Annotated in this window: 6 protein-coding genes; 2 read left to right on the forward strand and 4 right to left on the reverse strand. The window is 66.9% G+C overall.

Annotation, left to right across the window (positions count from 1 at the left end; translation table 11 throughout):
* Positions 1 to 281 precede the first annotated feature (281 nt).
* Positions 282 to 1,097, reverse strand: coding sequence for a pyrroline-5-carboxylate reductase (proC, locus tag F7D09_RS07020; protein ID WP_152234691.1), 816 nt, complete (start codon positions 1,095 to 1,097; stop codon positions 282 to 284).
* Between the two features lie 74 nt (positions 1,098 to 1,171).
* Positions 1,172 to 2,560: an alpha/beta fold hydrolase gene (locus F7D09_RS07025; RefSeq protein WP_152234692.1), complete on the reverse strand. Its 1,389-nt coding sequence runs from the start codon at positions 2,558 to 2,560 to the stop codon at positions 1,172 to 1,174.
* A gap of 269 nt (positions 2,561 to 2,829) precedes the next feature.
* Between F7D09_RS07025 and F7D09_RS11445 the strand changes: the two genes are divergently transcribed.
* Positions 2,830 to 5,667 (forward strand): sensor histidine kinase, encoded by a 2,838-nt coding sequence (locus F7D09_RS11445; protein ID WP_376863547.1) that lies wholly within the window; start codon positions 2,830 to 2,832, stop codon positions 5,665 to 5,667.
* 225 nt (positions 5,668 to 5,892) lie between these two features.
* A complete protein-coding gene (locus F7D09_RS07035; RefSeq protein ID WP_152234693.1) occupies positions 5,893 to 6,675 on the forward strand; it encodes a response regulator in 783 nt (260 codons plus the stop codon).
* Positions 6,676 to 6,990: 315 nt separating this feature from the next.
* Here F7D09_RS07035 and F7D09_RS07040 read toward each other — a convergent pair whose 3' ends face one another.
* Entirely contained in the window at positions 6,991 to 9,930 is a 2,940-nt protein-coding gene (locus tag F7D09_RS07040; RefSeq protein ID WP_152234694.1) for a phosphatase PAP2 family protein, read from the reverse strand.
* A gap of 356 nt (positions 9,931 to 10,286) precedes the next feature.
* Positions 10,287 to 12,992 (reverse strand): ABC transporter permease, encoded by a 2,706-nt coding sequence (locus F7D09_RS07045; protein ID WP_152234695.1) that lies wholly within the window; start codon positions 12,990 to 12,992, stop codon positions 10,287 to 10,289.
* Positions 12,993 to 13,004 lie beyond the last annotated feature (12 nt).

A 13,004-nucleotide genomic window follows, 5' to 3' on the forward strand; every position in this document is an offset into this window, starting at 1 on the left:
GATCAGGTCCGCGACCTTCCTCATGAAACCGTCGTCGTAATGACGCCTGCGATCCCCACACATGAGAAACCGCACCTCCAATCATCGAATCTGCATTATCGCAGTCCAACAATCGGGGTGCAGTTCACACCGAGGGGGCCGAGTCCGGGCCGAAGACGAGCGCGTAGAAATCGCGCTCCAGCCCCTCCACCAAGGGGCCGAATAATCAATTGCCGCCGCAGCTTCGCTCCCGCCGGCGGGAGCTGGCTCGCGAAGCGAGACTGAGGGTGGCTTCCACCGGTCTACGCTTCGATGGCGTCGACGGCGTTGATGACGGCACCGCGGAAGCCGTCCTTCTCGAGCTGAACGACGCCGCGGATCGTGGTGCCGCCGGGCGAGCAGACCGCATCCTTCATCGCGCCCGGATGCGTTTCGGTCGCCATGTAGAGCGCGCCCACGCCTTCGACCATCTTCGCGGCCATGCGGTAGGCGGCGGCGCGCTGCAGACCGTATTTGACGCCGGCGTCGCCGAGCGCCTCGATGTACATGTCGGTGAACGCAGGCGCGCAGCCGGCGATGCACATAGCGATGTTCATATGCGCGGTGTCGACGCGTTCGATGAGGCTGATCGGCGAGAACAGCGCCTCGAACACGTCACGCTGGCCGTCGAGCAGCGTGTTGCTCTCCTCGGTGACGAGCACGCCCTTGCCTACGGCCATCGGCGTGTTCGGTATCGTGCACTGGATGTGCACGGAATCGGCGAGGTCGCCGAACAGCGTCCGGTATTTCGCCAGATCCCAGCCCGCCGCGATCGACACGGTGAACTTGCCGGCCTTGGCGAACTCGTCGGCGATCGGGCCGACGACGCCTTCGATCTGATAGGGCTTGATGGCGATGACGATCACGTCGGCCGCGGCCGCCACTTCGCGGGCGTCGTGCAGCGGGCGCGCACCGATCCTGGCGGTGGTCTTCTCGAGTTTGTCGTAGTGGGCGGCGCAGGCGACGATGCGCCCGCCGGTGACGACCCCGGCGTCGACGAGTCCCTGCGCGATGGCCTGCGCCATGTTGCCGTAGCCGATGAATCCGATGGTGAGGTCCGTGATGTCCGGCTGTGTCATGATGTTTCCTCCGTATGGTGATGAATGCGCGTGGTGATGAATGCGTGTGGTGATGGTATGGGGGCGCCCGCCCGTCAGAACAGGCTTTCCAGGTCGCCGCGGTCGAGCGCCTCCTGATAGAGCCGCTTGAACACGGAGGGGCCGTGGTTGCCGTCATGCTCGAACTCGTTGGTGGTCCAGTAGTGGCTGTTGCCGACGCGGCTGAGCGTATCGAGCTGCATGAGCGAATCCACGTACATGTCGTCGAAGTAGACGGCCGCCTGCAGCGGCACCTCGTTGCGGGCCAGCTGGTCGGCGTCGTAGATGACGCCGAAACGCGTATCCTCCATGAGCAGGTCCATGGCCGGGCGGAACGGACGCAGCGCCTTCTCCTGATTGAACATCCACGGGAACATCGCCTCGCCGGTGAACGTGAGCGGGCGCCGGCCGGTGCCGAACGCGGGATGCTCGTCGCGCACCCGCTGCGCCGCCCAACGGATCGGCTCGTCCAGTTCGCCGTTCGCGTAGATGAACTCCTGCAGCGGCCAATACAAGGGCCGGGACGACGTGGCGGCCATCACCTTCTCCAGGAACGGCGCGCTGAGCGCGGAATCGGCGCTGGCCGAGCCGTCGCCGTCGAGGAACGCCTCGTCGAAGATCCAGTGCACGCGCTCGAAGCTCGGCTTCATGCCGAAGTCGGAACCAAGGCACTGCAGCCGTTCGACGGTCAGCGGGTCGCCGTTGGGCAGCACCGGCGTGCCGGCCGGCAGCCAGCCCTCCCCCGTGGCGGCGACTTCGGCGACGGTCGGCAGCTTTTCTGCCACGGCCGCCACACGCTCCTCATCCACACGGTAGCGTTCGTAGAACTGCGCGGTCTTGGCCGCCATGCGCGGGAACGTGTGCTCGTACACTTCGGTCGCGTCGGCGGGCACGTGCGGGATGCCGCCGCACGTGAAGCTCGCGGCCACGCCTTCGGGGTACAACGACAGGTAGGTGAGCGTCAGGAACCCGCCGTAGCTCTGGCCGAGCGTCACCCACGGGGCTCCCCCGAACTCGGTGCGGCGCAGATGCTCGAAGTCGCGCACGATTGAATCAGCGAGGAACAGCTTGAGATAGTCGGCCTGCGCGCGTGCGCCGGCCCCGGCCATGCGCTCCATGACCTGCGCGTCGATGCGGCTTGAACGCCCGGTGCCGCGCTGGTCGGGCAGCACCACGCGGAAATGCTTGACCGCCTCGGCGATCCAGCCGTCGGACGTGGGGTTCAGCGGGCGCGGCCCCTCACCGCCGGGGCCGCCCTGCAGGTACACCAGCAGCGGCAGCTCGTCATGCACATGCTCGGGCGAGGTCACCACCCGGTAGAACAAACGCAGCGAATCGCCGTCGAACCCACGGCCCGGCTCATGGCCCGACCAGTCGAGCGGCACCGCGACCGACCGGTCCTCGACATGCAGGCCGGGCACGTAATACTGTGCGAGCAACGTCATTTTGCAACCACCTTTCCTAACATCGTCCTACCGGCTGCCATCCGCGCCACGCAGGCCCCATGGGCCCGGTCGACGGCGGCATGACGCCAGACGCTTCCAACCATACGCGAGGAATGCGTCACACGTCCCATATCTTCCCGTTTGCGAACGCGGCATGTCGCCACCCCTCCCCGCCCGTCCGCACCGCAGCGTACGCGACAGCCGAATCATCCGTCAGGCCGATGCCGTGCACGTCAAGGCAGGCGCTACCCTTGACACCCATGGGTGTTATGGAACGGATCACAGCGTGGAACAAGACGCACACGCTGCTCGCCGACATCCTCATGGCTGCGGTGGCGGCGTTCCTAGTCATCGGCATGTTCGGCTCAGGCACGACGAACCCCGGACTGCTCGCCTATTTCGACGGCGGTCCGATGGTCCTGTGGTCCCTGCTGCTGATGGTCACCATAGCATTGCGGCGCACACGACCGCAGGCCGCGGCGCTCGCCTTCGTCGCGATCACGGTAATCCAGCTCGTGCTTGGCCCTACGGTCGTCTACGCCGACCTGCTTACCCCTTTTATGCTGTACTCGGTGATCGTCTACGGCGATCCCCGCAATTCCAAGCCGTTCATGATCCTCGCATTCGCCATCGGAGCCCTCACCGCGATGGTCCTCGCATGGACGTCATCGGTCGGCCCTCTCGGCAACACCGACCTGCAGATCAGCGCGGTCTCGTCATGCTATTCGGTCAACCAGTACGGCATGACCGGCAGTTGCGCGCTGGTGATGGCGGGGAGCGCCGTCGCCATATTCATACTCATCGCACTGTGCCTGACGTCGGCGATCATCGTCGCGTTCTGGCAGCGCGCCCGCCGAGCGACCGTGCGCATGATGCAGGAGCGCAACGACGCGCTCAGGGCGCAGGAGCTCGAGGAGCAGCGCATCGCCGCGTTGGCCGAGCGGGCGCGCATCGCCCGTGACATGCATGATGTGGTGGCGCACACGTTGTCGATCATCATCGTGCAGTCGGATGGCGGACGCTATGCCGGCGCGCATGATCCCGCGCTCGCCAGGCACACCATGGAGACGATCCGGCATGAGTCGGAGCGGGCACTGCATGACATGAAGCGCCTGCTGGGCGTGTTCGGCGGCTCCGACCACGCCGATTGGGGCGATATAGACGCGCTGATCGACCAGGCGCGGTCGGCCGCCGGGGACGGCTGCCGTATCCTGCGGACCGTCACCGGCACGCCCGCGCCCTCCGCGCTAGGCCATCAGGCGAGCTGCGCGATGTACCGCATGGTGCAGGAGGCGCTGACGAACGTGCGCAAGTACGCCGGGCCGAACGTGACCGTGACCATCGCAGAAACGTGGGACGGGCATGGTCTTGCCGTATCCGTGACCGATGACGGGCGCGGAGCGTCGTCGTCGCTGGACGGACACAAGCCCGGTTATGGGCTGATCGGCATGCGCGAGCGCATCGAAGACGTGGGCGGGCATGTCCAGTCCGGTCCGCTGATCGGCGGCGGGTTCGGCGTGAACGCTTCGGTGCCGTACGACACAGAGCTGCAGACGGCGGACGCGCGGGACGCCGGGCTGCAGCCGGACGACGGCACGGCTCATGCCGCCGTCAGCTCCGCAGCCGCCGCAACCACTGCGCCCGCGACCACTGTGCCCGCGACCGTCCCATCCGCGCCCGTCGCAGTCCCGACCGCGACGCATGACGTCGAATCGGCGAGCAGCATCCATGTCCGTCAGCATCAGGCCGACGTCAAGAAGAACGCCGCCGAGCAGATGGCCGCCGTGCACTCCCCCGCCGGCCGTCTTTACGAACGCGTCTCACGGCAGCCAGCCGCGGCGGGGACGCACCGTCATCCGCGCTTGTCTGCCGCACGACCGTCAGATGCCAAAGCCAGCGTCGCCGAACGAACCGGGAGCGTCACCCACACTGACGTCACCGCCACGGGCACTGACGTCACAGCCACGGGCCGCGCGGCGGATCCGCGGCAGCCGTCCCGGCATATCCCCGAACCTCCATCGACCGCCAGACTGCTCGCACGGGCGAAACGGCTCTACGCCACGCTCAGATCCAAGCCGATCAGCCAGGCGGCGGCGAACGCGACCGGGCAGGCCAACTGGATCGAGCGGCTGTCACAGTGGATGGAACGCCACTATCTGCTGTCAGACCTGATCGCGATGCTACTGCTCACGTTCCTGCTGACCAACATCGGCAACGCGCCCATGCTGTATCTGGACGGGCTTCAGATGTACGGGATGAGCGACCGCCTGTTCACCATGCTGTCGCTGCTGCCGTGCGTGTTCCGCCGACGGTTCCCCGAGTCCAGCGCTCTGGCATCGTTCGTGTTCGCGACGTTCCAGCTGCTGCTCGTGCCGTCGGTGCTCGCCGTGAACGTCATCGCATCCATGCTGTCCCTGTACTCCGCGGTGCTGTACGGCCGCGACCGCGCCTGGCGATGGACGGGACTGGCGGCGCTGGCTGGCTCGCTGCTGTTCGGGTTCAAGACGTTCGTCGCCGAACACGGCTATGAGACGATTCTGCAGTTCCTGCTGTCCGCGCCGATGGGCGGTTCGCTCACGGACGCGACAGGCCACGGCGGCCGTGGCTTCAACACGGCGTTCATGTTCACGACCGTGTCGCTGCTGCTGTGCGTGGGCATGATGGCGTTGGCGCGATGGTCGCGCTCCAGCGGCACGAACGTGCTGGTGCTGCAGGCGCGCGAGGATGCGCTGCGCGCCGAGCAGGCGAAGCAGCGCGTGCTGGCCGCGAACATGGAGCGCGACCGGATCAGCGCGAACATCCAGGCGGAGGTGACCGAGACGTTGACCGGCGTGATCGACAAGGCCGTGAGCGGGCTGACGGCGCTGGACGAATGCGAACGGCGCGGCGAGGAGCCGTCCGCGCAGGCGATCACGGACGCGTTCGCCGCCATCGGCTCGCAGGGTCGTACGGCGCTGGCGCATATGCGCAAACTGCTCGGCGTGCTGCGCGAGACCGGGTTCAGCGATGAGGCGCACGCGGACGCGCAGCCGGACATGCAGCTGCGTCCCGCCGCGTCGCTGGACGAGCAGCTGAGCGGACGGCTGGAAGGCCATGCGGGCAGGTGAGGACGCAGGGCGCGAACCGGCGCCGGCTCCGACGCCGGCTCCGACGCCTCTTATGTCACAGCGGGTAGCTACCCGCTGTGACATTGCGCGAGGCGCGTGGATGCCAGTTCGGCGACGGTAGCAGGCTCATGCCGCTTCCTGAGCGTTCGCGAGGCGCATGGGCGCGACAAGTCACGCCCATGTCGTGCCATGGATAATTCAATGTCGCCGGTTACAGTGGAGGGTATGAGTGACATGCAGAGAATTCGTGTGGTGATCGCCGATGACCAGGAACTGGTGCGCGCCGGATTCGCCATGGTGATCGGCTCGCAACCGGACATGCAGGTGGTGGGACAGGCCGGCGACGGCGCTCAGGCCGTGGCTTTGGCCGAATCCCTGCACCCGGACGTGGTGCTGATGGACGTGCGCATGCCCGGCATGGACGGGTTGGAGGCGACGTCGCGCATATCCGCATTGGAGGCGTCCTCCGGTTCCGCCGCCGGCGCGCAGAAGGAGGCGGCCGGCGATTCGGCGACGCGTCGCACGCGCGTGATCATCCTGACGACGTTCGATTTGGACGAGTACGTGATGGCGGCAATCAACGCCGGCGCCTCCGGGTTCCTGCTCAAGGACACCGAGCCGGAGACGCTGCTCAGCTCGATCCGCACGGTGTATCAGGGCAATGCGATCATCGCGCCGTCCGCCACGAAGCGGCTCATCGAGAAGATGATGCAGGACGGCTATACGAAGACCCCGCTGACCGCCGCCCCGGACGCAGGCGCGAAGACGACGCCGCAGGATGCGCCCCGCACGGTCGCCTATACCGACCCGGAGCTCGACCTGCTCACCGACCGCGAACGCGAGGTGCTGGTCGAAATCGCGCATGGCCTGTCGAATCAGGAGATCGCGAACAAGCTGTTCATCAGCCTGCCGACGGTGAAAACCCATGTGGCGCACATCCTCGCGAAGATCAACGCGCGCGACCGCGTGCAGGCCGTCGTCTTCGCCTACGACAACGGGCTCGTGTGAGCCGGCGCACCGAACATCGGCCTGTTTTGAAGGCTATTCCGGAATCGTAGGGCATCGACAGCGGTATCACTGCGTCATCGCGTGATTCAAGGAGCGAAAAAGAGCCATTTTCCAAGGCTCCTGATTTGCGTCGACCGGCTGATACCCGCACCGATGCCCTACGATTCCGGAATAGGCTCCGGAACAGGCGTGATGTGGATACATGCATGACAGCAGAGGCCGGCTCCCCCGGGTTGGCGGGGGAGCCGGCCTCTGCTGTCATGCAGCTTGCCATGTCATGTCACGCGGCCGGTAGGGCCGCATGACATCGACACGTCACAGCGTGTGCTGGCGACGGATCATGACAATGGTCACACCCGCGGCGGCGAGCACGGCGAGCACCGAGAAGACGGTGGTCGTGTCGGCGCCGGTGCGGCCGAGCTGCTGGCCGTTGCCGGCCTGGGCGACGTTGCCGCCCTTGCCGTTGTTCTGGCCGTTGGCACCCTGTCCAGCACCAGCACCGTTGCCCTGACCATTGCCATTGCCGTTCGCGCTGGCATAGGCGACGGACGCAGAGGCCTGGCCGGGCTCGACCTTGACGACGGTCTTGCCGTCCTTGCTCAGCGTGACCTTGGCGCTGTAGGCGGCGGCGAGGTTGATGCGCGCCCAGCCCTTGCTGCTCGCGTCGAGCGGGTAGCCGGAGTCGCCTTCGGTCGCGGCGAGCACGGCCTTCTTCTGGTCGGCGCTCAGGTTCTTGAACGCTTCGACGTTATCGAGCAGGCGCACGGCGGAGTCCGGGACTTCGGCGGCCTGACCGGTCTTGCCGGTGGCGGCGAAACCGTAGGTCATGCGGGCCTTGTAGGCGGCCAGCGCGGAGGCGCGGTCGGTGACCGGCTTGGTGGACACCTCGTCGGTGAAGTCGTTCGTGTAGCCCTTGTCGTCCGCGGCACCGGTCTTGGCGATGCAGGCGGCGAGCGTGTCGCCGTAGCCGTCGGCCTTGCAACGGGCGGTCAGGTAATCGACGAGCTCCTTGCGGGCCTCGGTGCCGTACACGGTCTGGTAGTCCTCGCTGTTCGGGTCGTCGGTGCCGGCGGCGATCATGTTCGCCACGCCGGACTGGCCGGCGATGTGGCCGCCGAGGATGTCGAGCGGGTAGTGCACGCCGAGCACGATGCGGTTGTTGCCCGCCTCGGAGACTCGGGTCATGATTTCGGGGCCGAGCTCGGGCAGCAGGTAGGCGAGGCCGGTGCCCTGGCCGAACGCGTACGTGGTGTGGCCGGACGGGAACGAGCCGGAGGTGGCGAGGCCGTCGTACTGGCCCTCATCCTCGTAGGCGGGCACCTTCTTGATGTTCAGCGTCTGCTTGAGGCCGTTGAGGTCGAGCGTGGTGCCGTTGTAGTTGACGCGGTCCACGTACGGGCGCGGGTGCGAGTAGACGGTCTTGGCGTTGCCGGTGCTGGCGCCGTAGTTGGCCCAGGAGAGGAACTTGGTGGTGTTGCCGAGCTTGCAGTCGTACACGAACTTGCGCACGTTGCAGCCGTCCATGCCCTCCTCGTAGTACTTGCCGAGCACGGGGCCGAGCGCGTCGTACAGCGTCGCGGTGGAGTCCATGGCGGCGTCGGACACGGCGCGCTGGTCCTGCGTGCTGTTGCCGTCGGCGCCCCACGCCTTGTTGTTGATGTCCTCGGTGACCTTGTCGTCGTGGGCGAGCACGGACTTGCCGGCTTCGGTCACGCCCTTGCCGCCGACGAAGTACTTGTTGAAGTCGCTCAGCAGCGTGGAGACGTCGTCGGGCTTGGTGACGGACACCTTCGGGGCCTTGTTGCCGAAGGTGAGCTTGAGGATGGTGTCGCCGGTGGCGTTGACGGTCACGTTGGCGGTGTACGCCTTGGCGAGGTTGAGACGCTGGTAGCCTTCGCTGGTGGCGTCCAGCGGGTAGCCGGAGTCGATTTCGGAGGCGGCGAGGATCTGGCGGCGCACGGAGTCGCTGGTTCCCGGGAACGCGGTGAGCAGCAGGTTCTCGGCGCCTTCCGGCACGACCGGGGCCTGGCCGGCCTTGCCGGTCTGCTTGAAGCCGTAGGTCAGGCGGTTCGTGTAGACCTCGACGGCGGAGTCACGGTCGGTGACGGCGGTCTTGGAGACCGGGTCGACGAAGGTGTTCTGGTAGCCGGCGGTGGTGTTTGCCTTGAGGCTGTTGACGCAGGCCTGCACGGTGGCGAAGTCGGTGTCGCTGCGCTGCTTGACGTTGCCGTTGGCGACGCACTGGTCGGCGAGGTACTTTTGCAGCTCGTTGTAGGCGGGGATGAGCTTGTTCTCACGGAACGACTGGTCGCTCCACAGCGTGGCGTTCGCGACCTCGCCGTCGATGCGGCCGCCCATGATGTCGAGCGGGTAGTGCACGCCGAGCACGATGCGGTTGTTGCCCGCCTCGGAGGCACGGGTCACGATCTCGGTGCCCAGCTGCGGCAGCAGGGTCGCCAGACCGATGCCGCCCGAGTAGGCGTAGGTGGTGTGGCCGGACGGGAAGGAGCCTGAGGTCAGGAACCCGTCGTAGCCGGCGTCATGCTTCACGCCGTCGGCGCTGGCCCACACTGGAACGCGTTTGATGCCTACGGACTTGTCGAGTCCGGCTGCCGGATAGCCGGCGTTGGTGCGGTCGACGAACGGACGCGGGTGGTTGAACGTCACCTTCGCGGTGCCGGTGTCAAGCCAGTCGGAGACCAGCGCCGAATTGTAGGAGCCGCTCTTGTGGTCGCTGATGAGCAGGCTGTAGGTCTTGGCGAGCGGACCGCTCGGATTCGCTTCGCTGCCGTCGGCGCTCGCGCTGGCATCGAGGCCGTCGGCGAGGTACTTGCCAAGCACAGGACCGAGCGCGTCGGGCAGGGTCTCGCGCATTTTGTAGTCGGAGTCGATCAGCGCACGCTGCTGCTGGGCGGTCGGCGTGGTGACGCCATCGCCCGTGCCGTCGGCCGCGGCGGCCGCGTTGTTGATGGCCTGAGTCATCTCGTCGTCATGCTTGAGCACGGCGGCGTTCTTGACGGTGCCCTTGCCGAACGGCTTGGCCGGGTCGGTCTTGTCATAGGCGTTGGCGGGCTGGTAGTAGTTCTCGAAGTCGCCGAGCAGCTTGACCAGATCGGGCTGCTTGAGGTCGGCCGGGTACGTGTAGCCGTCGGCCGCGTTGGCTGCGACGACGCCTCCGGTCATGAGCATCGCGAGGGCCGCGACGCCGGCAACCGTGCCCTTGAGCAGGGTGGCCTTGACGTTGTTCTTCTGCATTTCCTAGCTTCCATTTCTCTGTCTGATATATGGAACCGTATTTAGTTGTAACGGTTACGGGAATGCATGCGGATACGGTTCGGGCAGATATCATGCACGGTTCACCGAGGGTTCACCTGACACGCGACAGCTGTCTGCGCAGCGGGCGCGATGCAGTCCGGCTGTCATGGCAAATCCCGCCAGCCGCCCCGCAGCCGCCCCCTAAGATGCACAATGTGCAGCTTTGCGCGGGAAAGGCCCGGATTGTGCACCTTAAGATGCACATTGTGTATCTTGGAGCTTTGATTCCAGACCGCCCAAGAGACGCCCCGGCGAAGGCCGCCCGAGAGACGACCTGCCGGCGCCATCGGCCGGCGCTACGCCTCGGCCAACGCCTCCACCGGCGGCGTCCTGACCGCACGCCGCGCCGGCGCGATGCTCGCGAGCAGCGCGGCCACGGCGGCCACGGCGAGCACGATGCCGTTGACGCCCCACTCGAACGGGAGCGCGACCGTGCCGTACAGGCTGAACACCATGTACGAGCCGAGCCAGCCGAACAGCGTGCCGAGGATCACGCCCGTCACGCCGGCGACGAGCGAGAGCATGAGCGCCTCGATCGCCAGCGAGCGCCGCAGCTGCCCGCGTGTCATGCCGATGGCGCGCAGCGTGGCGGATTCGCGGGTGCGTTCGATGACCGACAGGCTGAGCGTGTTGGCGACGCCGATGAGCGCGATGAGCACGGCCACGGCGATGAGTCCGACGAGCAGCAGCATCATGTTGTTGATGATCTGCTCCCATTGCACGCGTTTGACGACCGGTCCGGTGACCTGCGCGCTGGGGTCGGAGGAGAACACGCCTTGCAGGGCGTCGAACACGGCGCTCAGCGTTGTGCGGGCCTTTGCGGCGTCCACGCTCGCGAGCAGCATGTTGCCGCTTGCGGTGATGTCGCCGTTGCTGAAGTGCGTGGCGTCGATGAACGCGACCGCATCGTAGCTGTCGGAGACTCGACGGAAGTCGACGCTCGTCGGCGTGAGCGAGAAGCCGTTTCGGATCGTGCCGCCCGGCTGCGGGTCGTCGGTCGTGGACGAGTCGCCCGGCGCCGACGGCGTGTCGGTGCCGCTCATGGACTTGAAGCTCAGCGTTCGGTTGCCGTAGTCGAGCTTTGCCCCGTCGCCTGTCCGGTACAGCTGCATGAGCGCGTTGCCTTTGGTCAGGCTCACGCCGTTCAGGTCGACGTGCATGACGCGGGAGAGCTCGGCGGTGTTCTTGACTCCGACAAGCAGCACGGTCATGTCGTCGCCGTGCGGACTGGTGGTGGTCGCCGCCACGGTGGGGACGAGCAGCGTGCCGGATACGCCCTTGACCTGTGCCGCCTTGGCGGCGGTCTTCGCGTTCACGCTGTCGCCGGTCGCGATCATGTCGATGCTGTACCGGGAGGCGAGCGAATCGCTCATGGTCTGCTTGCCGCTGGCGGCGCCGGTGGCGATGGATGCGACGAGCGTCACGCCGATGAGCAGCGCGGTTCCGGTGGCGGCCACGCGACGCGGGTTCTTCTGGATGTTGGCGTGCGCGATGGTGGCGCTGGGCCCGCATTTGGCGACGAGCGCGCCGACGCCGCGCATGAGCACCGGCATCCAGAAGGCGGCGGTGAGCACGAGGCCGAGGAACACCAGCGCCGCGCCGGCGATGGCGGCGAGCAGCACGGTCGTGTAGCCGTCCTCGATCATGGAGTCCCCTCCCCCGATGGCCATGCGCATCTGGATCACCGCGAACGCGGCGAGCGCGACGCCGATCACGATGAACAGCGTGCCGAACACGCCGCGGATGCGGCCGGCGCGGCGGGTGTCGGTCAGTTCGACCGGGCGCAGCGCCTCGAGCGGCGTCACGCTGGTGGCCGACCGTGCGGAGCCGAGCGAGGCGAGCACGGTCATGAGGATGCCGAACGCGATCGGCACGGCGATGGCCTGCCAGCTGCCGACGAACCGGACGTTCATGCCGAGCATGTGCACCACGCCGCCGTCGGTCAGCAGCGCCATGAGACCGTGGCCGAGCCCCACGCCCAACGCGGACGCCACGGCGCCGAGCAACCCGGCCTCGAGCAGCACGGAGGCGTACAGCTGTCCTTTCTTCGCGCCGATGGTGCGCAGCAGGGCGAGCGTGCGCCGGCGTTGGGCGACGAGCACCTGGAACGTGTTGGCGATGACGAGCGCGGCCACGACCATGGCGAGCACGCCGAAGCTGAGCAGGAACGTGGTGGTGACGCTGGTGCTCTGGTCGCCGCCCATGGAGGCGAGGATCTTGTCGCCGTACGCCTTGCTCGTGTCGATCCGATAGCCGTCGGGCAGCAGGGCGCGCACCTGGCTGAGGGTCTTCGACGTCTGCGCGGCGCCACCGGTCTCGTTGATGTCGAGCAGCAGGGTGCCGGCATGGATCTGGCCGAACTCCTCGACGCCGCTCATGGCGGCGAGCACGTTGCCGGAGAGCACGGAGCCGCCGCCGTAGTACGAGAACAGGCCGTTCGGGTCTTCGGTCAGGCCGACGACGCGCACCTTGACGCTGACCGTCGAACCATCCTCACGCATGGTCGGCTCGGAGGTGACGGTGACCGTGTCGCCGATGGTGGCGCCGACCTGTTTGGCGAGCGACCATGGCAGGGCGATCTCGTCGTTGTCGGCCGGCTGGTCGCCGCGGCTGATCGTCAGCGGGATCAGCTTGCGGTCGGCGGCGGTGTTGATGGCGATGCCGCTGATGTGTTTGTCGTTGTGGCTGACGGTGAGGGGCGCGGTCAGGTCGGCACGCGCGCCGTTGACGCCGTGCGTGGCGGCGATCCGTTCGAGGTTGAGGTCGCTGACGGTGATCGCGGTTCCGCCGTCCGCGCTGGCGTCGGCGCTGTCCGTGTCGAACTGGGCTACGTGGTTCGCTTTGGCGATCGAGGCGGTCATCTGCGTACGCAGCGAGTCGTCCATGGTGTTGGAGAACAGGAACGTGGCCGCGATGAACGCCGTGCCGATGAGGATGGCGATGCCTGCGGGGATGAGCATCCTCGCGCTTTTCTTCATGAGTCTGATGGTAATGGAGAACATGATGGGTCCTTG

The organism is Bifidobacterium leontopitheci (genome assembly GCF_009193355.1).
Lineage (GTDB): Bacteria > Actinomycetota > Actinomycetes > Actinomycetales > Bifidobacteriaceae > Bifidobacterium > Bifidobacterium leontopitheci.

Excerpts from the sequence above, each read along its gene's own strand:
- F7D09_RS11445 (WP_376863547.1), top strand. The coding sequence starts at position 2,830 with ATGGAACGGATCACAGCGTGGAACAAGACGCACACGCTGCTCGCCGAC.
- F7D09_RS07040 (WP_152234694.1), bottom strand. The coding sequence starts at position 9,930 with ATGCAGAAGAACAACGTCAAGGCCACCCTGCTCAAGGGCACGGTTGCC.
- proC (WP_152234691.1), bottom strand. The coding sequence starts at position 1,097 with ATGACACAGCCGGACATCACGGACCTCACCATCGGATTCATCGGCTAC.
- F7D09_RS07045 (WP_152234695.1), bottom strand. The coding sequence starts at position 12,992 with ATGTTCTCCATTACCATCAGACTCATGAAGAAAAGCGCGAGGATGCTC.
- F7D09_RS07035 (WP_152234693.1), top strand. The coding sequence starts at position 5,893 with ATGAGTGACATGCAGAGAATTCGTGTGGTGATCGCCGATGACCAGGAA.
- F7D09_RS07025 (WP_152234692.1), bottom strand. The coding sequence starts at position 2,560 with ATGACGTTGCTCGCACAGTATTACGTGCCCGGCCTGCATGTCGAGGAC.